This window comes from Paenibacillus albidus (assembly GCF_014644435.1).
GTDB lineage: Bacteria > Bacillota > Bacilli > Paenibacillales > Paenibacillaceae > Paenibacillus_AQ > Paenibacillus_AQ albidus.
Map to the genome: position 1 here is coordinate 74,926 of NZ_BMKR01000017.1, position 22,061 is coordinate 96,986.

Sequence of the window (22,061 nt, forward strand, 5' to 3'; positions counted from 1 at the left end):
GCTTACTCGGCTGGTAACACGTTTGCGAATTTTTCCACAACGACAAATCCCTGCATGGCATCATCGCCGGATACATAACAGCTTCCGCTGCGCAGCCAGGCATGGGCAACCATTTTGCCGTGTTTGTCCTTGGCGACTCCCAGGTAGAGCGTGCACTCAATGCCGCGTTTTTCGAGCATTTTCAGCCCGGCTACGGCGCGGACCATACATGTGCTTTTCCAGGGCGTATACCGGCTGATGATACGAATTGCACGGGTAATCTGCTGAATGCGGGGAAGATCCCTGTCTCTCGTGACCTGGGCGGTCTCCAGGGACTTGAGGCCAAGCTGCGGGGCGGTTCTTGCAAAGGGGAACAGCAACTGAATACGCGCCCGGCACAACCGAAGCAGCGCTTCCGGAAAAAGCGCCACTGTGGCCTTGTCCTCCGTCAGCAGCAGCCGCATGCGCCGGATGGCCGTCATGGCTGATCGGCGATGGCCGCGAGATCCTCATCCAGCAAATGCTGCAGAAAGCTCAGCACATCCCGCTCTGCAAGCTCGGCAGGGACTTCGAATAATTGCATGATGGCCGCAACGACGGATCTGACAGGAGCTGGAGTTGCGATCGCGGTCCAAATCTCCCCGCCTACTTCGCCGAGGTTGTAATATTTGCCGTTCTTCACATTCAACATCACTTTCTCGCCATCCATATCACTTGCAATATTGCCTGGCTGCTGCGTAAGTACGGTATCCAGGGAAAGAATATTTGTAGTACTCATGGGTTACCCCTCCTTCAATGAATTATGGATAGTCTCAAAGATAAGCCCGGCCTGTGCCGGGGCGCTGAAGCCTTCCGCCGGACGGTTCAGCCGGTACAGCGGCAGGCGGTTCACAAAGGAAGCGAGCAGGCCAAAATGCCATTCCCTGAGCCCCAGCCGGTCTACAACCTGCTTCTGATAGGTATGACTAAACAAAACAGGGAACCGCTCCATTCCCAGAACCGGCTGGATGGCGACCGGCCCGTCTGGCGAGACTCCAAGCTCAAAGATCCCGGCAAGCGGCAAAGGCTCCGCATGAAAACGGTCATGTACCGGAACCGCAAATTTAGTCTCTCTTTGGAACAACGGACGGTAGGAGGACGAATTCATTCCCAAATAGTCCAGGCTCTGCTGCCATAACTTCTGCTGCGGATAACCTGGAATTGCAAGCGGATGCCCATTCTGCACTATAACGGGAATAACGTCGTCGCTGATCATTGGACAACCCTGATCCATCAGATAGGAGGCGAGTGTTGACTTGCCTGCTCCTGAACGTCCTACCAGCGCATAGGCCCGGTTATTGATTACAAGCGCACTGCCATGTAACGGAAGAACCCCGCGCTGCATCAGGAGAATGCCCATACAGCTGCCCAGAATGAACAGACGGACACAGTCCTCATCCGCCTCGGCGGCCGGAGATACGGTGATCAGACTACCCGACTGAATCGAGAAAATTGCCATTTCCTTAACCTCGAACAGGACCTCATTGTCCGCAACACCCATGCTTGAAGAAACCTTGGGGATGGAACGCCAGCGCTCCGACAGATCTGCCTGAACAACCGATATGCTGCCAAGCAGCTCCTGCTCCTCGGAGCGGGCCAGCTCCGGCAAGGGGATTTCACTGTGAATTTGCAGCCCGAAAGCTTTATAGGCAAGACATTCCGCTGTTTTGGCCATACGGCTCACTCCTATAGATCCTGTATTTTAAAAAGATAGCCCTAATCCCCTTCCGCTGTGCACAGGGGGGGATGAGGGCAACGCGAAAACCATGTTATAAAGACAAACTTAAGAGTAGTGAACTACTTCTTCCGGATCATCTTGGAAAGAGTCGGCAAGGGCAACCCCTGGGCCAGCCATAGTCATTTTGATATCAAGTACTTCCAGAGCTGGTGTGCTGTATTCTTTTTTCATTGTTTTCACCTCCTTTCAAGCAGATTTAGCAGAGCTGTCAGGTCAACCGTTTCAGAAAGCGGTGAAAAACCAGCCCCCGTGTCAGCAGGCGGAAGTCCGTGCTGAACATCAGGTTCGGCGCAGGTTCGCTGCCGATCCTTTCCAGACAGCCGGCAAGCTCCGCACTGTTCAGATACGATGAGGTCTGCGGGTCCTTGATCATTTCCCGCAGCTCATTCTGGAACGTTGCCCAATGCGGAATCATGCGGTAGACGCCATCCGCCCCCTGCACTCCGCGCCTTTTCCGGTTCATTCGCACCTCGTCCGGGAGCAGCCCCTTCATGGCTCTGCGAATGAGGGAACGGTCCACGCCGTTCTGCACATATTGGCCTTCCGGCACAGACAAGCAGAAACGGATCACGCGCAGATCATTGGTAGGATCACGGTCCCATACCCGGTACTTCAGCGACAGCTTGGTAGCCACCGTTCCGTTGACGTTCCAGATATTTGGCTGCTCAAAATGATTTCGGCGGATATCGTAGATGGTCTGCGCGGAAGGCGGCCGATCCAGCTGAAACGCCCGCAGCCTCTGCTGCACTTCTGTCCGCTGGGCAAAACCCGGATTGATCAGTTCGGGCAACGGCTCCGTTTTCCCCGCAGGAAGCAGAGCGGCAAGGGAAGGAAATGCCTTCCTGCCAACAATCTGCAGCACCTTGCGGCGGTCCGCCTCCATCGTCCGGTTATACTGCTTGTTCTCATGGTAAAAAGTTATCCAGCGAAAATCACGGATCAGCTTCGCCTGATAATCCAGCGCCGGTCCCCAGGAGACGCTCCAGTTGCCTCTTTGCCCGCTGAGCAGAACGCCGATATCCTGCTGCTGTGCCTGCTCAAAGATGCCTTTGAGCCAATAAGAGTTCTCGATGAACTTATAAGGCATCTCCAGAATATCCAGCCATTCATCCAGCTCCGTATAAAAGCTGCGCTCCGGGAAATTCAGAAAGCTTGGCTCAATATTGCCCACATGCTTGATGGTCTCCCGGATATACGGACGTTCATCCGCAACGCGCCGGCCGATATTGAAATCGGTGAAGCCATCCACCGGATAGGAACTGAAGGTATGCAGCGGCTTCCCGCGGCGGCGGAGCTCCCCGGCCGCAAAGCTGACCACTGAGCCGGAATCCAGGCCCCCGCTTAAATTGGCTCCGGCGGCCAAATGGGTCCGCAGCCGGTCCCGTACGGCTTGGCCAAAGATTTCCCGGAAGGCCTCCTCATATTCCGCGTTAGATCCCAAGCGCAGAGCCCGCGGAGCTTGCAGGGTGCAATACCGGGAGAACGTAACCCTCTCTCCGCTGACGGAGATGGAATGAGCCGGCGGAAGCTGCTCAATCGCTTGATATACCGTGGAGAAAGCATCCGTAACATCCGTCCGTACCTGAATGGCCAGGAATTCGGAAGTCCATTGCTCGTTCAGCTTCCGGCCTGCTCCCGGCATACCCAGCAAGGGATGAATCACTGTGCAGAATGAGAACACTTCGCCGGAACGGTGAAAATATAGCGTACGGTTCCCGGAGAAATCCCGGGCTCCGAAAAGAATACGCCGCTGCTCATCCCAAATCATGAACGCAAAGTCCCCAACCAGATGGACCGGTGTCTGCTCTCCCCATTTGGCATAGGCAAGAAGTATGAGCAGGCTATCCGGTATCGTAGTCCGATCCTCATAAGGCACCTGAAGTTGTCCGAACAATTCTTCCCGGTTATCGATAATGGCATCTGCCGTAATCGCCAGCCTTCGCTTGGCATCATAGTAAGGAAGCGTCTCATTCAGGGACTCGGGAGTAATCCACTGGGCATGGCAGCCGAAGTAGACGCCGCTGTCCTCCCAACTTCTGCTCTCATCGGCCGGATAACGCTGCAACTCCTGCATAAGATGCCGGCCCAGTCCGGGATCAAGGGGCTGCTGCTGTAAATGATAGATACCGGTGATCGCGCTCATGTCAGGACCTCCACTTACTCTATACAAAACCGCCCTGACGGCTCTTCACCAGGGAAGATGCCCGCCGCGGTTTGTCTTGAGTTCTCAATAAAGAACAATATCTCTATATATAAGATAATGTTTTTCTGAAATTTACGAATTCTCCCAAAGAGTATATTTCAGTATCCTTTAGCGTATTGACAGAAATTGTGAATTATGATATGAAAAATAGGTCTTTTCATAAGGTAATGGGGGTATAAGGGGTTAATTTCGCATACTGGGGAATTTTCTAGTTCATGGAAGAGGGGCATTTGGGCCCCTAAAACGTCATAGCCTGCCCATAGCGGGCCAGATAGGCCTCTTTCTCCTTATAATCGGGCATGAGGCTTCCCAGCCTCCGCCAGAACGAACGGTCATGGTTCATGTGGAGCAGATGGCACAGCTCATGGATAATCACATAGTCGATAACTTCCACGGGAGCCATGGCGAGCCGGTAGTTAAAGGTCAGCTTTTTATCTGCGCTGCAGCTTCCCCATTTGGTGCTGGATTCGACGATTTCAATCGTCTTCGGTTTCACTCTCAGCTGTGCCTGATAGGCGGGCAGGCGGTCTTCTACGATTTTTTTACAGCTGACAAAATAAAACTTCTTAAGTGCATGCTTCAGCTCTTCCTCACTCCGCCCGGCAGTCGGGATCAGCTCCTGCAGCTCATGCTCCCGGCCCAGATACAGGAACTTCCCCTGATCCTCATAGGCTCTCACCCCGGATGTATCTCTAACCTCCGAGCGGCTGCGCAGCTTGTCCAGTATCCAGGGCCCCTGCCCTTCCACCGCTCTCAGAATCACCTCTTCACTTGTTCCCTTGGGGGCCTTCACCGTTATCCGTCCGATCACATCCATATGAAGGGAAAGCTTCTTCCGTTTGCCGTATTGGATATCAAAATGAATCCGTTGTCCTTCCAGCTCAATCTGCATGGCCACCCTCATTTCTGTAATTTTTAAGTTAATACACCGGATACCCTGCCACAAATACGGCAAGATACACAACACTGCCTAGAATCGCCAGGGAGGTCAGCACCACATCTTTCCTTTTGTCCGGGGTCAGCAGCACGGCGGCAAAGGCCAGCGGAAAAGCCACGGCAAAATAGCGCGGCGCTGACAACAGCCACGTAGGACCGACGACATACGCAAAATATACAATAAAATATAGGGTGTATGAGGGATGGAGCTTTTTGGCGCTTTGGAACATCAGGATGAGCACGGCAAAGATGCAGACCAGATTCGGCAGCCAAAGACCAAGCAAGGACCGGGTGTCTCCCTCCCTGAAGGTCCTTACCGCATATTCCGTCTGGTATCTTACGGTGTCAAAAAAGAGATACAGCCGCTGGAACCAATGCTCTCTTTGATAAATGCTGAACTGGAACGCATTGCCGCTCACGAGGTAATTCACATAGAGGTAGGCCAGCAGCCCCAGCGATATTGTGGCGAGACAAATGAACGCCGCGGCGAATCTGCGCACGAACGCTTTTTTATCCAGAAGGCGGTAACTTGTGATCAAATCCCGGGCCATTTCAACGGCTACCGGCACAGCCAGCAGAATCCCCGGTGAACGCGTGAACCCGGCCAGTGCCCCGCATAGACATCCCAGCAGCCAGTTCTTGCGGCGCACATAATAGAGGCACATCAGTGAGAGCAGCAGGAACAGCGACTCGGTCATCGGAATGAAGAAAAAGAACGCCGAAGGAAATACAAAGATATACTTCACCACCCGCAGCGCTTCTTCCCTGCGCAGATCCAGCCGCGCCAGTTCATAGGCGAATAAGGCGGCGGCTACCGCACACACATTGGAGACGATGAATCCGGCAACCAGATAGTCGCCGACGAATACCTGCACCATCTTCATCACCAGCGGAAAAAACGGCAGAAATACAAGGTGGAATCTGGCGTCCCCTTCCGTCACATAACCACGTTCTGCGATCCCCAAATAGGAGGCCGCATCGATCCCCTGAAGATGCCAGGTTTCTGTCAGGGTCTCGAACAGTCCGCCGGTGTAACCGTTATTGATAATCAGAAACGCATAAGCCAGCAGAAGGAGCAGTATCCGGCTCGCCAGCACCCAGGCCACAATTCGGATCCAGGTCTGCTGCCGGCCGTTCTCCGGGCCGGTTGGAGCAACTTTCTGAGGATCTCCAGGGGACACAAGGTACGAGGTGAAAGGCGGAATGGCCCTTAGGCCCAGACCTGTGAACAATACCCAACAGGCAACAGCGGCAACCGTTCCCGGAACCGTCCAGCTGTCGGCTGAAATCGCCCAGTACAGCGCCGCTGCAAGCATAACCCCCATATAAATAAACGATAATAACTTGTCGTGCTTGTTCATTTGCGCCTCCGAATTGAGTGTAGACATCTAGTTTCAGATTACCATCAAAGGTGCTTGTTTGCATTAGAATCCCAAAAGAAAAAGCCGGGCGGGAACAAGTCCGTTCCCGCCCGGCATACCGGATACTCAGCGGCGGCGACTTACTGCTCTTCTGTCTTTTTGGCCCGCTGCCTTGTTCCCATTCCAAAAATATAATATCCCGCAATGACAATCATAATGAAGGTGGCCCCAACGATTAATGAAGTCTGTGTATCCGGGTTGAAGCCCATCCCGACCAGCACCAGCGACAGGAAGATGATCGTAATATAGTTGCTGACCGGGAAGAACAGTGACTTGAAGGGATGTTCCTTCAGTTCTCCCTTCCATTTCCTCCTGAACTTGAACTGGCTGAAGGCCAAGGCAAACCATGGCACCATCCCCGGCAAAATACTGGCACTGTAAATATACAGGAACAGCTTGGAGTCTGGCATGAGGTAATTAAACAGCACACCAATCAGCAGCAGGGAGATTGTCGTAATAATGCTGTTTCTGGGAACACCGCTCTTTGAGACTTTCCCAAAAAAACGGGGCGCTTGTCCATTCCTCGCCAGCGTATACAGCATCCGGCCGGCACTGTAAATCCCGCTGTTGCAGCCGGACATGGCTGCCGTCAACACTACGAAGTTGATAATTCCCGCAGCGGCCACAATCCCCACCTTGGCAAAGGTCATCACAAAGGGACTGCCGATCTCTCCCACTTCGTTCCACGGGTAAATCGTAACGATCACAAAGATTGCACCTACATAAAAGACCAGAATGCGCCAGATGATGTTTTTGATCGCTTTTCGCAGCGTAACCTTGGGATTCTCCGCCTCACCGGCTGTAATGCCGACCAGCTCAATCCCTTGGTAGGCGGCCGTAACGATACAGAGCGCAAACAGAAACCCTTTCAAGCCCCCTGCAAAAAAACCGCCATGGCTGTACAGATTCGAGAGCCCAATCGGCTCGCCTCCGTTCCCGAGACCAAAAAAGATCATGCCCGTTCCAACCACCAGCATTACCCCTATCGCGACCACCTTGATCATGGCGAACCAAAATTCGAATTCTCCATAGAACTTCACCGCCGCCAAATTGGCTGCCGCTATTATCCCTACACCCGCCAGTGCCGGCAGCCATTGCGGAATTTCGGGGAACCAATACCCCACATAAATCCCAATCGCCGTCACTTCCGCCATCCCTACCGTCACCCACAAGAACCAATAGCTCCAAGCGGTCAGGAAACCGGCGAGCGGATGAATATATTTATGGGCAAAAGTCGCAAAGGAACCGGTCACCGGTTCCAAAATCAGCATTTCCCCCATAATCCGCATCACAAAAAACATAATGATCCCCGCCAGCAAATACGCCAGCAGCACCGAGGGCCCCGCCCACTTGATTGTGCTTGCCGAGCCCATAAATAAACCTACGCCAATTGTCCCCCCAAGTGCGATCAGCTCAATATGCCGTGTCTTCAGCCCCCTGGTTAATTGCTTCTCTTCCACAAGAACGCTCCCCTTCGTGTATGTTCAGCTTCATCTGTAAGGATACGGAAGACCGTCCCCAGCTTTATTATGTACAGCTATCATAATAGGCAAGTACCCCTATATGCTGTGACATACATTAACGCAATGCAGAATTGCTCCACAAAATTGTAAGGGAATATCTTCGGAAACACAATATAAATGAAACGGAGGATAATTGGTTAATAGTGTCAGTACGACCCGGCGTTCAGCTTCAAAATGGTGCCGGTGGATTGCGGAATCACGTCGGCATAGCTGCCGAGACCAAAATAGAAGTCGCCGTTCAGCTCTTCAAACGAACGGGCGAAGGTATCCCGCTGGAAATGGAACACCTCACTCCAGCCCTGACCGGTGCTTGGAAAGCTGCCGGTGTTTTTGCTGTAGACATAATTCGTATATTGGCCCGTGGCCTCTTTAACATAACCCAGCACGTACACCTTCTCACCGCGCTCCAGAATATCGATAGGCAATACGGCAGTGTTCGGAAGCTGTTCCTTGCGCACATTCTGGAAATCCGCCCCCGCCGAGAACAGACCTTGCGGAATGGCTTGATGGTCATTATAAATGATCCCCGGAATATAGAGCAGCCGGTCGTTCACCGGCGTCGTACGCAGCAGCTTCAGCCAAGGCTGGCCGCTGACACCCGGAACGCTCGGTTCGTTCTTGTTCACCACCCAGCTAAGTCCGGGGAACAGCTGAGTGCTGGTAAAGGTCAGCTTGGAGGTCTGGATGGCACCGCTGCTATTCTGCCGGATGGAAGCCATATATCCTTTCTCATTGGCAATCCCCTGTGTCTTGCCGGCGGTGGCCGATGAAGCATAGAGCGCATCGCCCAGTTTGAACAGATTGTAGGTGCGCATAATCCCATACTTGGAGACGGAAGTAAATTTGCTCCAGCTGTTGCCGTGATCAGACGACACGTAGACCAACGGGCCTTCGATAGCCCCGAGTGCGGCGTACAGCTTGCCTTGATAATATTCCATATCATAGACATGGATGCCGCCCGGAATGTTCATATATTGATCCCAATGATCCCCGTTCAGCCGATAGAAATTCCCATAGGCCCAGCCGGGCACCCTGGAGTCATTCCCCGGTATGTACAGCTCTCCATTCAGTACCTTGAAGTTGTCGATCTGCTCATCCATCACATACACATTGGTGGTTACTCTACCGGTTGCAGGGTTGGTATACGTAACATCCTGAACAGAGAACTTGTTCTGGGCAGGGTCCCAATAATAGATCGGGACGGGGCCTGCATTAGGCGAAGGCGCATAATTGCTGCTGTTACCGTGCCCCAGATATATTTTCCCGTCAAACAGCTGCATATCCCAGACGTTACGGGCATAAGACGCTTTTTTAAATGGACTGCCCAGGACTGTCATATTGGAACTGACATCCGGCGCGGCAGCCAGCTGCTGCGCGGTCACCTGCTGCACCTGTACCTGAGACACAACACCGATCAACAGCAGACCCGCACACAAACGGCTCACTTTCCTTATTAAAGCTTTCATAATATACCTCCTATAAATTGGAATAGGGTAAGGATATTACAAAGTATTGCTAAAAAGAAGTAGTATCGACATTTTTAGTGCTTCCGGCGTAAAGCAGCCGCTGAATATGCAGACAGACGCTTAGGCGGGAAGGCCCAGTGTCCAGGATCATTCCTGCCACTCCCAAAATCCGTACCCCTACGCCACAATTGCGTTCATTATAAGCGGCCCTCCCCTTTGCTAGAATTACCTTATGAATTCATGGCAAAGGAGGAATATCTTGAAGAAGCTTAGAAGAACCGGCATCCATGACAACCATCCTGTCGGTTATTTGTTTATCGCCCCCAGCATTCTGGGCATTACCCTGTTTTATCTGGTGCCTGCGCTGATGTCGCTGGTCATGATGTTTACGGACTATTCCTTTATGAGTAAGGGGGACATTCAGTTTATCGGGCTGGACAATTTCAGGCGGCTGGCCGGAGATGCTTCTTTTCATAACTCGGTCCTGATGACGCTGATTTTTCTGTTGACTGTTCCGGTCTCGCTGATCGTGGCTTTTCCCATCGCCTACATTCTGAATCAGAGTGTGTATTGGACCAAGCTGCTGCGCACCCTCTTCTTCCTGCCTTACATCATGAACGGGGTCGCCATTGCGTTTGTCTGGATGCTGCTCTTTCATCCGAGCATGGGGCCGATTAACGGAGCGCTCAAGATGATCGGCATCGAGAGCCCGCCAGGCTGGCTGTCCGGGACCGACACGGCAATCTATGCGGTCTGCATTATTCAAATCTGGATCATGGTCGGCTACAACATGATTATCTATCTGGCCAGTCTTCAGGAGGTGCCCAAAGAGCTGCTGGAAGCAGCCACCATCGATGGAGCCCGGCTGTGGCATTCAATCCGTTATATCACGGTACCGCTGGTGTCGCCGACTACCTTTCTGCTGCTGATTACCGGATTTATCTCGGCGATCAAAACCTTCGGGATCATCCAGGCGACCACCGCCGGCGGACCGGGAGAAGCAACAAACGTGCTGTCGCTGTACATTTACAAAACAGCCTTCCGCTATTACGAAATGGGTTACGCTTCGGCTATATCCTGGATGCTGTTCGCCATCGTCATGCTCGTCATGCTGCTCAACTGGGCAGGCCAGCGCCGCTGGGTTCATTACTAAACCAAAGCAAGGAGAACCGCTAATGGAAACCACTACACCCCCCGTATTGAGTCCGGGACGGCAGACGGCCAGGCGCGCTCCGCAAGTAGGGAAATGGCTGCTTACTTTTGTCATGACGGCCCTCGGCCTGCTGCTGCTGCTGCCGTTTGTCTGGATGATCTCCACCTCATTCAAAACACCGCTTGAGGTGTTCGAATTCCCGATTCAGTGGATCCCGGAGCATCCAGTCTTTAAGCACCATGCGAATGTCTGGACCGGTACGGGCAGCTTCACTCTGTATTATGCAAATTCCCTGAAAATATCCATATTCTCTACCCTCGGCGCCGTCACGTTTGCCGCTTTTGCCGCCTATGGCTTCTCGCGTGTCAAATTCCGCGGGCGCGAGCCGCTGTTCCTTCTTTATTTATCGATGATGATGATCCCGCCGCAAATTCTGTTCGTGCCCAAGTTCGTCCTGTTCAACTGGATGGGCATTTACAATTCGCATTGGGCGCTGATTTTACCGGGGATGTTCACGATTTTCGGCGTCTTTCTGCTGCGCCAGTTTTTTATCACCGTGCCCCAGGAGATCAGTGAAGCCGCTTTTGTAGACGGAGCCGGACATTTCCGGATTTTCGCACGGATCATCTTGCCGCTGGCCAAAGCTCCGCTGGCCACTCTGACCATTCTGGATTTCTCCTGGCACTGGAACGATTATGAGAATGCCCTGATTTTTCTGGTAGATAAAGATCTGTATACTGTGCCGCTTGGGCTGCAAAATTTCGTATTGGAAAATTCAGTTGATTACAACGGGATGATGGCTGCGGCTACATCCGCTATGATTCCGATGATCGTGGTCTTTCTGGCCGGTCAAAAATTCATAATTCAAGGCATCGCCAGCGGAGCAGTCAAGGGCTGATGTCATCCAAGGGGGGGCACTGCAAATTGAGTATTCAAATTAAGGAAAGTTATGATGTTGTTGTCGTGGGGGGCGGTCTCGCCGGCTTCTCTGCCGCTGTGGCTGCCGCACGCCAAGGCGTGCCGGTGTGTCTTGTACAGGACCGCCCTGTATTCGGCGGCAATTCTTCATCCGAAATTCGCGTATCGCCGCATGGAGCAGCCTGCTTCCACGCTTATGGACGGGAGACCGGCATCATCTCCGAGCTGCTGATTGAGGAACGGGCGATTAATCATGAGCTGGTCACTGAGAACGGCTGGACGAACAGCGTGTGGGATATGACGATGTACGATATGGCCATGAGCACACCCGGTCTTACCTTCCACTTGAACACGGCCCTGCTTACGGTTCAGATGGAACATGACCGTAAGATCCGCTCGGTGCTGTGCCGGACGGCGGGCAGTGAAACTGAACTGCTGCTCGAAGCGAAGCAGTTCATTGACTGTACCGGGGACGGCGTACTCGCCGACCTGGCAGGCTGCGAATGGCGCATGGGCAGCGAGGGCAAGGACGAATTTGATGAGCCGCACGCCCCCGAACAGGCAAACTCGGAGGTGATGGGCAACTCGATCCACTTCAAAGCAAAGGATATGGGGCGGCCCGTTCCGTTTGTCCTGCCGGATTGGGCGATCCGCTATGAGGACGCCAGCTTTTTCTATGACCAGGGCCGCAAGCCTTACGACATCCGCAGCGGATACTGGTGGCTCGAAATTGGGGTGCCCTGGCATACCATTCACGACGCGGAGCGTATCCGCCATGAGCTGACCCGCCACACGCTGGGGGTATGGGACTGGATCAAGAACCGTGATCCGCAGACCAGGGAGCTTGCAGCCCATTATGCGCTGGACTGGATCGGGCAGGTGCCCGGCAAGCGGGAGAGCCGGCGTGTTATGGGCAAATATTTAATGACTGAGCATGATCCGGCAGGCCGCACTGTCTTTGAGGATGAGATTGCCTTTGGCGGCTGGTTCCTTGATCTGCATACACCCGGGGGCCTGCTGGCACCGACCAGTGAGCCCAGCAGCGCGGAGCATTACGACCAGACTACCGACTATGCGGTGAAAAGCTACTGCGGCCCTTATGGCATTCCGCTGCGTATCTGTATGTCCAAGGATGTGGACAATCTAATGATGGCCGGCCGCAACGTGAGCGTCACCCATGCTGCGCTTGGCACGGTGCGTGTAATGAGCACAACCGCGCTGATCGGGCAAGCCGTAGGCGTGGCGGTAGCCGCAGCGGTGAAGGATAACCTCAGCGCCGATGAATTGCTGCGGACCCGCATCCCTCACATTCAGCAGCAGCTGCTTCGGGATGGCTGCTTCCTGCCGAATGTGAGCAACGAAGATCCGCTTGATTTGGCGCGGCTCGCCACCGTTACTGCAAGCAGCGAAGCGCTGATGTACGGCGTGGGCCCGTCTTCCGCGGGAACAGCCGAGTTTCTGGTGGATTGGACGGAGACGAAGCCGCAGCTGCCAGAGCCAAGGCCACAGCCTTATGACCGGGACCGGCTGAACAGACGGGTGGGCCAATGGATCGCGGTAGGAGATCGTCCAGTGAGACGTATAGAACTCTGCCTTAGCAATCTGTCGGGCGCTGAGCAGCAGGTCCAAGGTTATCTTTATGCAGCCGACAGCATCTGGGATTACCGTACTGAACCGGGAGAGCCGCTGGCAGAGCTGAATCTCCGTGTCCCTGCCGGGGAAGCACAGTGGGTCTCTGTGCAGCTCGGGCTTGAACCCGGACGCGACTTTCCGGCGTTCTCTTACCTCCGGCTCGACCTGCTTGCACATAACCATGTGGCCTGGATCAAAGCAGGCACCGTCATACCGGGGCATACCTCGGCTTACGAGATCGGCGGCGGGAAGATGCGCAGCCTCAAGGAGAACCGCAGCTTTCGGATGGAACCGCCGCAGAACTGCTATGCCGCCCGGCAGGTTACAAACGGCGTTACACGCCCATACCGTGCGGCCAATCTGTGGCGCGCAAACCCGCAGGAGCAGTGGCTGGAGCTGAGCTGGGAGCAGCCGCAGCAATTACGGACGGTGGAACTGAGTTTTCCGGGACATCTGTTCCATGAATACCATAACTATCCGCCGCTGTACCGTGATCCGCAGTGCGCCAAAACCTACAGCATCCAAATCCGGCAGAACGGAAGCTGGCTGGAAGCCGCCAGGGTGCGGGACAATTATCAACGGAGAAATGTAGTCCCCTTAGCGGAATCCGGCAGCGTCACCACGGACAGACTGCGGATTGTTATTCATGAAACCAATGGGGACCCTTCAGCCGCCATTTACGAGGTTCGCTGCTATAACTGAATCGGGCAGGCCGCAATTGCGGCCTGCTTTTCGGCTGTCCATACAGGAATGATCTTCAACAATCCTGATCTCAAATCAAGAATCCTTTGCTATACTTGGCAAAAGACACATAGCGGACAGAAAGGCGTGATGCAGATGCGAAAGCTGTTAAGGTGGCCGGGAGGGCTGAAATACCGGATTTTTACCGCATATCTCCTAGTGGTCATTATCCCCTTCTCCCTGCTCTGCCTCATTGGGTTCCAGCAGATTGAGCAGATTCTCAAGCAGCAGCAAATTGAACAAAACACGCGGGAAATGGACGGCTTTCGCGGAGATCTGCTGGATCTGACCGGACTGATGACCAAATCGCTAATTCTTATCAATCAGAACCCTTCTTTTGAGCAGTATTTAAGCCCGGACACGCCCCATTCTCCTTACACCGCCATGCGCGAAATCAACCGCAATCTGGATTCGCTTGCCAATTCCTTTTTCCTGTCCACTCCGTCCGTCTTTATGACAGTCACAGACCGGGCAGGCCATGCCTATTTTAATTACACACCAAAATACCCCATACAGGGTGAAGCGATGTATCAGGAAATTTCCGGCAAGCTGGACCATCTGAAACCCCATGCCTCCTACTACTGGAAAGTTGCGGACAACTATGTGTTCAGGGACATTGTATCCGGCGAGACGATGCTGACGATTGACTCCCTGCTGCTGGGAACCCGGCTTGAGCCTTACGGAGCCCTGAGAATCAGTATGGACCACCAGCAATGGCTGAAGCAGTGGACACGGGCGGCAGACCCCAAAGCGCAATATCTCGTGATCGGAAAGACAGGCGACCTCATCTACCGCAGCACGGCCGACGCGCAAATGCCGGAAGCGGTGACTCACCGGTTCCAGGAGGACTTCCGCGCCTACCCGGATAAGCTGCTCTACCTTACCAATGAGGACGAGCAGGCTTTGTACCTGGCCAGCTATATGCCTTCGCTGGAGTGGACACTGGTGAAAAAAATCTCACTGGAGGAAGTGTTCGCGGGTACCAATGCCATCAAACGTACGGCCCTGATCGCACTGGTTGCTCTTACGGTGGTATTCATTGCCGCTACATTGCTGATTTCATCCAATGTCACCAAGCCGCTGCACAAGCTCCGGGATCAAATGAGCCGGGCCGCCGATCAGGAATTGCGTGTCACGATCCCGACCAGCAACTACAAAGGGGAAATTCTGCAGCTTCTGACCAGCTTTAACCGAATGATTGCAGACATAGGGACGCTGATTTACCGGCTTAAGGTAGAGGAACGCCAGAAGGAATCGGTCCGCTTCCAGATTCTCGTCTCGCAAATGGACCCTCATTTTCTGTTGAATACACTGAATATGATTAAAAGCCAGGCGCTTAAGAATCAAGATCAGACCACCTTTGAGATTTGTGTCTCCCTCGGACTGCTCCTCGAGACGAGCCTTAATACCGAGCTGGATCTTATCCCGCTGGATCAGGAACTCAGCTTCACAGAGGCGTATATGCACATTCAGAATACCCGTTTCGGAAACCGCTATCATCTGGATATCGAATATGACGCTTCCTTGTTCTACGCGCTGGTTCCCAAGTTTACGCTGCAGCCGCTGGTCGAAAATGCCATTACACACGGGTTTGCCGAGACAGCCTCTGAAGGCCATATCAAGGTGAACATCAATAAAAACGGACAGGAGCTGGTGATCCAGGTTATGGATGACGGCATAGGTCCCGAGGCCGCGCGCCAAGCCGCAGCTTCAGCCACCATCCGGCGGAGCCGCAAAGGCATTGGGCTGAGCAATATCCGGGAAAGGCTTGAACTGCTGTACAAAGGCAAGGCCTCCTTATCCCTGTACCGCACGCCTGACAACAGCCGGACGATTGTTGAAATAAGGACTCCGCTGCTTGTATCCGAACCCTACCGAAAGGGGGAAACAAAACATGTATAGTGTCTATTTGGTTGAAGATGAAATTTTTGCACGCGATATGGTGAAACACCTGATTGCCTGGGAGAAATATGGTTTTACCATCAGCGGAGAATTTGCCAACGGTGCGGAAGCGGAGAACGCCATGGACAAACAACTTCCTGACATCGTGATTACCGACATTGTGATGCCTGTTCTGGACGGAGTCGAGCTGCTGCGCCGGAGCCGTGAAGCAGGCTGGGACAGCCAGTTCATCATGTTGACCTGCATGTCGGAGTTTACCTATGCCCAGCAGGCGCTGGAGCTTGGAGCGATCGGCTATGTCCTGAAGCTCTCCCTGCGGCCGGAGCGCCTGATTGCCCTACTCGACAAAGCGAGGGGCGAACTGGAACAGCGCGACAAATGGAGGAAGCTCAGCACGATAAGCGATACCGCCCTGCTGGCCGCAGACCGGACAGCCGGAGGACGGACCGGCCATCCGCAGATCGACCGCATTGTGGACTATATCTCCGAGCACTACAGACGGGACCTCACGCTCGGTGAGCTTGCCCGGCTTGTCAACATGGAACAGACCTATGTCAGCAACCTGTTCAAGAAAAAAACCGGACTCACTCTCACGAATTTCACGCAAAAGGTCCGGATCGAGGCGGCTGTGCATCAGCTGCTCCATACCAGCCTGCCGGTCTCAGCCATAGCTTTTGAGTGCGGCTTCTCCAATGACAACTATTTCAACAAGGTTTTTAAGCGCTGGACGGGCAAGACACCCAGCGATTTCCGCCGTTCTTGAAGCTAATAAGGTCCCTCCGGTCAGCTACACTGAGCCCCCCTCCCACTGCGTCACCGGAATCAGGCAGCTCAATTAGCAATCGACGGGGCCGAGCTCTACTTCTGTAACCAGACCATCGTTCACTCCTATGAGGAACAACCTAGCGGAATCCACTTGAATGATGAACCAGCGGACTCAGGAGACGCTATTTTGCTGAAAATAGCCCTTTTCGCTCTTTTACGGACTGACGATCCACTATTGCAAGGAAATGTACTACCCTGCGGTTCCAATCGAGTAAATAGGATCTTCTCAGTCCGAGTCCCCAGCAAAAAGGTACACCGGGCAGCAAATAAGGTATCTCCTGTCCGCTGCGCTGAGCCGCTGCACGGAGTCCCCTCCCACTGCGTCACCGGAATTAGGCATTAGGCAGCTCAATCAGCAATCGGGGGTTGCAACTAACTGTACCCAATACCGTGCTGAAAATACACAATTATGTTCCTGTTCAGGTAACAGCTCCCCCTTTATACTTTCTGATAGCGCTTACATAAAAAGGAGGGATTGCTTATGTACTTGAAGAATGGAACGATCCGAAAGACGGGTGTCACCCTGTTTGCAGCCTTAATCTGGCTAACTGCACTGCTGCCGGCGGGAGGAGCTTCGGCAGAAAGTCCGGATGAATTCGACCAGCTGCGGGACAAATGGCATCTGGTCCTGACCGGAGGTCCCGGTGCCGCTGCGGACGATTCCGATATTGCCGCCAAACGGCTGGAGGTCAATACAAAGGCCCAGAATTACTGGACAGACCTATCCAAGGAAGCAGACCGCACCTGCCTGTGGAGCGACCTGTGCAGCACCAATAACTCCAGCCATATCACAGACAGCTACACCCGAATTAAAGATATGGCCATTGCTTATGAAACCCCGGGCACGTCTTTGGAGGGAAATCCCGCGCTGCTCACCGATATGCTCTCGGCACTGGATTGGCTGCATACGAACCGTTACAACCAGACTGCTGCCACTTACAACAACTGGTGGGACTGGGAGATCGGGACGCCGCTGCGGCTGAACGATATTATGGTCCTGCTCTATGACGAGCTTGGTTCGGCACGGAGGACAAATTATGCAGCAGCCATTGAACAGTTCTCCCCGGTGGTAGAGATGACCGGTGCGAACCGGGTCTGGAAGGTCACGATTGTGGCCGTACGGGGCGTGGTCGTCAAGGACGCAGCCAAGCTGGCTGCAGCCAGCGGCGGGTTAAGCGAAGTATTCTCTTATGTCGTCGCAGGGGACGGCTTTTATGCGGACGGCTCTTTTATCCAGCATGACAAGTATGCTTATACCGGAGGTTATGGACTGTCTTTAATCAGCGATATTGCGAATATCCTGTATCTGCTTGGAGATTCCAGCTGGGAGCCGTCCGATCCGAAGCTTGAGCACGTCTACCGCTGGGTGCATGAGGCGGTTGAGCCTTTTCTCTATAAGGGAGCTTTTATGGACATGACACGGGGCAGAGAAATATCGCGTGCTGCCTATCAGGACCATTACGCCGGGAACCGTGCGGTGCAGGCGATCCTTATGCTGGCCGAGACTGCGCCCGCTACGCAAGCGGCTACGCTTAAAAGTCTGGCCAAAGAGATGATCGCGGCCGACACCTATTACCCCTTTTATATCCACAGCAGCATGTTCAGGATTCTGATGGCCAAGGAGCTTATGAACGACCCGGGCGTTGCAGCCCGGGGTGCCCTGTCCCTGAACCATACGTTTGCCGGCATGGACCGTACGGTTCATCTTGGCGGCAGCTTTGGGTTCGGAATCAGCATGTCCTCCAGCCGTGTATACAACTTCGAGTCGATTAATGGAGAGAATCTGAAGGGCTGGTTCACCGGGGACGGCGGAACTTATTTGTATAACAACGACCTGTCCCATTACAGCAATGACTACTGGGCAACCGTTGATCCTTACCGCCTTGCTGGTACAACCCTTGATACCAACCCCCGGCTGAATTCATCCGGTTACGGTTATTTGGGAACAACAAGCTGGACAGGCGGAGCCAGTCTGGGCGGGGTTTATGGAGCTGCCGGTATGGAGCTTGATGCCTGGGGCAGCAGCCTGACCGCACGTAAATCCTGGTTCATGTTCGATAATGAAATCATTGCGCTGGGCTCAGGCATTACCAGCACGGATAACCGCCCCATTGTAACCAATGTGGAGAACCGCAAGCTGAATGTCAGCGGCAGCAATACGTTCAGCGTTAACGGAGTCGTGCAGCCTTCGGCGGCAGGTGCAGCCCACAGCCATGCCAATGTGCAGTGGGCCCACCTGGCCGGGAGCGTCGCAGGCGCTGATATCGGTTACTATTTCCCGGGCGGAGCCGCGATTGAAAGCCAGCGGAGTACAAGAACCGGTAGCTGGCAGGACATCAACCAGTCCGGGCCAAACGCCCCCATTACGCGCAGCTATCTCTCCATGCGCGTGAACCACGGCGTAAGTCCGACGAACGGAACTTACGCTTATGCTCTGCTGCCGGGTGCAACCAGCACGCAGGCGGCGGACTACGCCGCCAATCCCGGCTTCACCGTGCTGTCCCGGACTGGCGCTGTACATGCGGTCAGGGACCACTCCCTGCAGCTTACCGGAGCCAACTTCTGGACAGCCTCCGGGGGCAGCGCAGGCGGGATCACCAGCAGCGGACAGGCTTCCGTCCTGCTGAAGGCTTCCCTAGACGAGCTGAACATCGCCGTGTCCGATCCTACAATGTCAGCTGCGGATTTCCTGATCATCGATCTTGATCAGCCTGTCACCAGCAAGCTGTCCGCAAGTCCGGGCGTTTTCGTTACCCGCTTTGCCCCGACTGCCCGGCTGTACGTTGATGTGCGCGGCGCCAAGGGCGAAAGCTTCGAGGCGAAGCTCAGTCTGACGGCGCCGCCTTCCGGACCTGGAACAGGACTCGATGCCGTGCCTGATAGCAGCGGAAGACTATTCTATGATTCTTTTAAATATGGGACTTCCGAGAAGTGGCAGCCTGAAACCGTGGCCGCTTCTGGAACAGTTCCTGCCTGCGGACCGGCTCAGTGGCATGTCGTGCACAACAGCTCCGGTGGTTTTACTTACGGACCTAACCAGCCGGCAGGTGAATGCCGCAGTCTGATCAAGGGCCCGGGCTGGACCGACTACGCCATTGAGGCCAGGATGCAGGTTTCGTCCCTGGCGGCAGGCAGCAGCGCTCCGAATCTGATTGCCCGCTACGTCAATGCCCAGAACTATTACCGGTTCGGCTTCGGCAGCACCGACAGCACCGGCAATGGCCAATGGAAAATATACAAACGCGCAGCGGGCACATGGACCGTCATCGCTACCGGGCCTAACACCCAGCTAACTGCCGGGCAGACCTACCGAATCAAAACGGAAGTGCTCGGCACACAATTGAAGCTGTATGTGGACAGCGGCAGCGGTTATACCCTTCAGACCTCGGCCACCGATACGTCCCATCCTTCTGGAAGGGCGGGGCTGCTGACGTATAAAGCCGACAGCCGGCTGCAAGAGATACAGATTCGTCAGCTCCCATAGATTTCTTGCTGTAATCTCCCCCATCTGGGGCCATGCTGCCACAAAGCTCCCTGCTTGCCGCGCTTCCCCCAAATCCGTATCATTAGATCACAACAGCGTTCATTTGGCTGCTGGGCCTGAGCTGATATGATGAAAAGCAAGCGGATCTCTGCTGCACCGCAGCGGGCTGCTGAACATATGCCAAGGGGGTAACAAGAAATGAAGAAAGCCAGTTATGCATGGTTCGCGGGACTTACAGCTCTGCTAATATTTGCAAGCGGTTGCAGTGGCAATAATGGAGCAAGCCCGGCAGCGGGAGGTGCCGGTTCCGCAGGTGGGAACAGCAAAGTCATTAAGCTGACGTTCTGGGGCGGTGTACCCGAAGAAGCGGGGCCAACGGATATGGTCAAAGCCTGGAATGAGGCCAATCCGGATGTGCAGGTAGAATATGTGCGTTATGTTAATGATGACAGCGGCAATCTGAAGCTGGATACAGCTCTTGTAGCCGGCGAGAGCATTGATTTGTATACGAACTATGCGAAATTCCAACTGGAAAAAAGAGTGCAGTCCGGCGGCGCGTTAAACCTGAGCGAATTGGACGGATATGATATAGAGGGCGTTATGGGCGAGCAAGCCAAGGCCTGGCAGTTCGATGGCAGCTATTACGGCCTTCCGACCGTGTCGTCCCAATCTTTTATCTGGCTGAACAAGAACAAGCTGGATGCAGCCGGACTGGGGCTGCCGGAGACGAATTGGACACAGTCCGACTTGGCCGAATACGCCAAGGTCTTGAGCAAGGATTCCACTTACGGATATGTTCAGAGCACCAATATGTTTGTCTTCAACATGGATGGGCAATTGCAGAATGAATTCGTCAAGGACGGGAAATCCAATCTGGATAATCCTGTGACGCGCAGCTCGCTGGAAGCCTGGTACAAGATGATGCATGAGGATAAAAGCATGCCGGCCTACGGCGAGCAGATCGCCACCAAGCTGCCGGTCGATGCCTCGTTCCTGAAAGGTGAAGCGGCCATGCTCGGCTCGGGCAACTTTATCTTCCGCAATGCCAACAACCTGACCGATTACCCGCGTGACTTCAAAATCGCCTTTGCGACCATCCCGCGTCCGGATGGGGCCAGAGACGACTTCCGCGTGGAAGGCGGGCTCAGCGACGTCATTGCTATCAATCCCAAGTCCGCCTATAAGGAAGAGGCCTGGAAATTCCTGAAGTGGTATGCGGATGAAGGGGTCGTATATATGACCAAAGGCGGGCGGATTCCCGCCTCGAAGAAGATCGATGCTACAGAAACTCAGGCCAAGCTGATTGCGGGCTTCGAAGACCTCTATGATCTGGACTCCATGAAAAAGGTGCTGTTCGGCGACCAGGAAACCTACATCAACACAGTACCGGTTCAGCTGAATGACCTGCGGATGGAAGAGATTGAGCATTACTTCCTAAAAGGCCGGACACTGGACGAGACCGTTCAAAACATTGCCAAACGCCATAACGAGTTAATTGCCCGGGAAAAATAACCAAACGGCCTCTACTCCTGGTAAGGAGTGGAGGCCGTTTGGTATACAGCAGGTCCAATGAACTTCTCACTGCGGACGAGCTTCAGAAAAACTATTTTAGCTTTGGCTTTCAGTATATATTTGAAAGGTCACGCCGAATTGGTCAGTTACATCCCCAAAACCTGGGCTAAAGGGAGTGGCTTCAAACGGCATATTAACTTGACCGTTTTGTCGTAAGGCTTCAAAAAAAAGTTTTGACTTTTCTACGTCGTTAGTTGTAATGCAAATTGTTACCTGTTTCCCCTTTGGAATAGGCGAACCACTTGGAGCATCCGAAAACATGAGTTCCGATTCACCAACTCGTAACATTGCATGCGCCACAAGATTCTTTAGATCATCAGTGAAAGTTTCAGGCATATCCGGCATCTCTCCGTAAGTGCTAATGAATAGAACTTCGGCACCAATCGCTTGTTCATAAAACTCAATAGCTTCCCTTGCGTTCCCTTCCATATTTAAATAAGGGGTAAGTTTTACTGACATCATTGATCAGCTCCTTTTTTTTCAATCATAGCAAATAAATAATGCTTCGATTTCTTTTAGATTGCTATAA

Annotated in this window: 17 protein-coding genes; 7 read left to right on the top strand and 10 right to left on the bottom strand. The window is 53.7% G+C overall.

The window, feature by feature from the left end:
• Positions 1 to 2: 2 nt before the first annotated feature.
• From IEY53_RS19410 to IEY53_RS19450, 9 genes are all read right to left on the bottom strand, one after another.
• On the bottom strand, positions 3 to 461 hold the full coding sequence (locus IEY53_RS19410) for a lasso peptide biosynthesis B2 protein (protein ID WP_189027882.1): 459 nt from the start codon (positions 459 to 461) through the stop codon (positions 3 to 5).
• The gene (locus tag IEY53_RS19415) at positions 458 to 757 is read right to left on the bottom strand and encodes a lasso peptide biosynthesis PqqD family chaperone (RefSeq protein WP_189027884.1); all 300 of its coding nucleotides are present in this window, start codon (positions 755 to 757) and stop codon (positions 458 to 460) included. Before IEY53_RS19415 ends, IEY53_RS19410 begins: the two co-directional genes overlap by 4 nt.
• Positions 758 to 760: 3 nt before the next feature.
• Complete coding sequence (locus tag IEY53_RS19420) at positions 761 to 1,693, bottom strand: phosphoenolpyruvate carboxykinase (ATP) (RefSeq protein ID WP_189027885.1); 933 nt, start codon at positions 1,691 to 1,693, stop codon at positions 761 to 763.
• Positions 1,694 to 1,801: 108 nt separating this feature from the next.
• Positions 1,802 to 1,927 (bottom strand): paeninodin family lasso peptide, encoded by a 126-nt coding sequence (locus IEY53_RS19425; RefSeq protein ID WP_189027887.1) that lies wholly within the window; start codon positions 1,925 to 1,927, stop codon positions 1,802 to 1,804.
• A gap of 37 nt (positions 1,928 to 1,964) precedes the next feature.
• Complete coding sequence (locus IEY53_RS19430; RefSeq protein WP_189027888.1) at positions 1,965 to 3,899, bottom strand: asparagine synthase-related protein; 1,935 nt, start codon at positions 3,897 to 3,899, stop codon at positions 1,965 to 1,967.
• A gap of 298 nt (positions 3,900 to 4,197) precedes the next feature.
• Positions 4,198 to 4,851, bottom strand: coding sequence for a M48 family metallopeptidase (locus IEY53_RS19435; RefSeq protein WP_189027962.1), 654 nt, complete (start codon positions 4,849 to 4,851; stop codon positions 4,198 to 4,200).
• Positions 4,852 to 4,879: 28 nt separating this feature from the next.
• Positions 4,880 to 6,256, bottom strand: a complete 1,377-nt coding sequence (locus IEY53_RS19440; RefSeq protein ID WP_189027889.1) for a hypothetical protein — start codon at positions 6,254 to 6,256, stop codon at positions 4,880 to 4,882.
• A 140-nt stretch (positions 6,257 to 6,396) separates the two neighbouring features.
• Positions 6,397 to 7,776: an amino acid permease gene (locus tag IEY53_RS19445; protein ID WP_189027891.1), complete on the bottom strand. Its 1,380-nt coding sequence runs from the start codon at positions 7,774 to 7,776 to the stop codon at positions 6,397 to 6,399.
• Positions 7,777 to 7,985: 209 nt separating this feature from the next.
• A complete protein-coding gene (locus IEY53_RS19450) occupies positions 7,986 to 9,305 on the bottom strand; it encodes a hypothetical protein (protein WP_189027893.1) in 1,320 nt (439 codons plus the stop codon).
• 259 nt (positions 9,306 to 9,564) lie between these two features.
• Here IEY53_RS19450 and IEY53_RS19455 point away from each other — a divergent pair, with 259 nt between their 5' ends.
• From IEY53_RS19455 to IEY53_RS19485, 7 genes are all read left to right on the top strand, one after another.
• The gene (locus IEY53_RS19455) at positions 9,565 to 10,458 is read left to right on the top strand and encodes a carbohydrate ABC transporter permease (RefSeq protein ID WP_229696239.1); all 894 of its coding nucleotides are present in this window, start codon (positions 9,565 to 9,567) and stop codon (positions 10,456 to 10,458) included.
• Positions 10,459 to 10,570: 112 nt separating this feature from the next.
• Positions 10,571 to 11,356 carry a carbohydrate ABC transporter permease gene (locus IEY53_RS19460; RefSeq protein ID WP_373293887.1) on the top strand — a complete coding sequence of 262 codons (786 nt, stop codon included), beginning with the start codon at positions 10,571 to 10,573 and terminating at the stop codon, positions 11,354 to 11,356.
• A gap of 26 nt (positions 11,357 to 11,382) precedes the next feature.
• Positions 11,383 to 13,710, top strand: a complete 2,328-nt coding sequence (locus tag IEY53_RS19465) for an FAD-dependent oxidoreductase (RefSeq protein WP_189027897.1) — start codon at positions 11,383 to 11,385, stop codon at positions 13,708 to 13,710.
• Between the two features lie 135 nt (positions 13,711 to 13,845).
• Positions 13,846 to 15,651, top strand: coding sequence for a sensor histidine kinase (locus IEY53_RS19470; protein ID WP_189027899.1), 1,806 nt, complete (start codon positions 13,846 to 13,848; stop codon positions 15,649 to 15,651).
• Positions 15,644 to 16,414, top strand: coding sequence for a response regulator transcription factor (locus IEY53_RS19475; RefSeq protein ID WP_189027901.1), 771 nt, complete (start codon positions 15,644 to 15,646; stop codon positions 16,412 to 16,414). Before IEY53_RS19470 ends, IEY53_RS19475 begins: the two co-directional genes overlap by 8 nt.
• 543 nt (positions 16,415 to 16,957) lie before the next feature.
• Entirely contained in the window at positions 16,958 to 19,960 is a 3,003-nt protein-coding gene (locus tag IEY53_RS19480) for a polysaccharide lyase 8 family protein (protein WP_189027902.1), read from the top strand.
• A gap of 198 nt (positions 19,961 to 20,158) precedes the next feature.
• Complete coding sequence (locus tag IEY53_RS19485; RefSeq protein WP_189027903.1) at positions 20,159 to 21,472, top strand: ABC transporter substrate-binding protein; 1,314 nt, start codon at positions 20,159 to 20,161, stop codon at positions 21,470 to 21,472.
• 96 nt (positions 21,473 to 21,568) lie between these two features.
• Here the strand turns inward: IEY53_RS19485 and IEY53_RS19490 are convergent, their stop codons facing one another.
• Positions 21,569 to 21,991 (bottom strand): VOC family protein, encoded by a 423-nt coding sequence (locus IEY53_RS19490; protein ID WP_189027964.1) that lies wholly within the window; start codon positions 21,989 to 21,991, stop codon positions 21,569 to 21,571.
• Positions 21,992 to 22,061: the final 70 nt, after the last annotated feature.

Bases quoted from the DNA above. Each gene is read 5' to 3' on its own strand.
- IEY53_RS19420 (WP_189027885.1), bottom strand. From the start codon at position 1,693: ATGGCCAAAACAGCGGAATGTCTTGCCTATAAAGCTTTCGGGCTGCAA.
- IEY53_RS19415 (WP_189027884.1), bottom strand. From the start codon at position 757: ATGAGTACTACAAATATTCTTTCCCTGGATACCGTACTTACGCAGCAG.
- IEY53_RS19430 (WP_189027888.1), bottom strand. From the start codon at position 3,899: ATGAGCGCGATCACCGGTATCTATCATTTACAGCAGCAGCCCCTTGAT.
- IEY53_RS19470 (WP_189027899.1), top strand. From the start codon at position 13,846: ATGCGAAAGCTGTTAAGGTGGCCGGGAGGGCTGAAATACCGGATTTTT.
- IEY53_RS19435 (WP_189027962.1), bottom strand. From the start codon at position 4,851: ATGCAGATTGAGCTGGAAGGACAACGGATTCATTTTGATATCCAATAC.
- IEY53_RS19450 (WP_189027893.1), bottom strand. From the start codon at position 9,305: ATGAAAGCTTTAATAAGGAAAGTGAGCCGTTTGTGTGCGGGTCTGCTG.
- IEY53_RS19490 (WP_189027964.1), bottom strand. From the start codon at position 21,991: ATGTCAGTAAAACTTACCCCTTATTTAAATATGGAAGGGAACGCAAGG.
- IEY53_RS19410 (WP_189027882.1), bottom strand. From the start codon at position 461: ATGACGGCCATCCGGCGCATGCGGCTGCTGCTGACGGAGGACAAGGCC.
- IEY53_RS19425 (WP_189027887.1), bottom strand. From the start codon at position 1,927: ATGAAAAAAGAATACAGCACACCAGCTCTGGAAGTACTTGATATCAAA.
- IEY53_RS19480 (WP_189027902.1), top strand. From the start codon at position 16,958: ATGTACTTGAAGAATGGAACGATCCGAAAGACGGGTGTCACCCTGTTT.
- IEY53_RS19440 (WP_189027889.1), bottom strand. From the start codon at position 6,256: ATGAACAAGCACGACAAGTTATTATCGTTTATTTATATGGGGGTTATG.
- IEY53_RS19475 (WP_189027901.1), top strand. From the start codon at position 15,644: ATGTATAGTGTCTATTTGGTTGAAGATGAAATTTTTGCACGCGATATG.
- IEY53_RS19460 (WP_373293887.1), top strand. From the start codon at position 10,571: ATGACGGCCCTCGGCCTGCTGCTGCTGCTGCCGTTTGTCTGGATGATC.
- IEY53_RS19485 (WP_189027903.1), top strand. From the start codon at position 20,159: ATGAAGAAAGCCAGTTATGCATGGTTCGCGGGACTTACAGCTCTGCTA.